We start from the raw sequence: 344 nt of genomic DNA, 5'->3' as shown, positions 1-344 counted from the left end.
GGACAAAGTTCTTTCCAAGGTCCGTTCCCGCCAGAGTGCGTTGCAATTCTTGTCCCAAATCTTGGGTGCCAATGAAGGCCGCGATGATGACCATAAAGAAGGCGAACATGATAGCTTGGTTAAACCCAACAGCAATAGTTGGCAGAGCCAAAGGCAATTGGACATTTACCAACTTCTGCATGCGGGTTGCACCGGCCATGTCGGCAGCCTCAGTCATTTCGTGCGGCACGGTGCGCAGCCCTTCGATCGTATAGCGGGTCAGCGGAACCATTGCGAAGATAAAGATCGAGCCTACAACTGCAGTGGCTGTAATCCCAAATAACATGATCGCGGGGATCAGGTAG

Annotated in this window: 1 protein-coding gene; it reads right to left on the bottom strand. The window is 52.0% G+C overall.

Features of this window, described 5'->3' with window-relative positions; genetic code table 11:
- Positions 1 to 344, bottom strand: a 344-nt coding sequence (locus AB9F29_RS21550; RefSeq protein WP_369757208.1) for an ABC transporter permease subunit, incomplete at both ends; no start/stop codon positions are given.

Source organism: Falsihalocynthiibacter sp. S25ZX9 (assembly GCF_041205405.1).
In the GTDB taxonomy this organism is placed as follows: Bacteria; Pseudomonadota; Alphaproteobacteria; order Rhodobacterales; family Rhodobacteraceae; genus Falsihalocynthiibacter; species Falsihalocynthiibacter arcticus.
The sequence above is the reverse complement of the archived record's forward strand: the minus strand, read 5'-3'. Positions and strand labels throughout refer to the sequence as shown.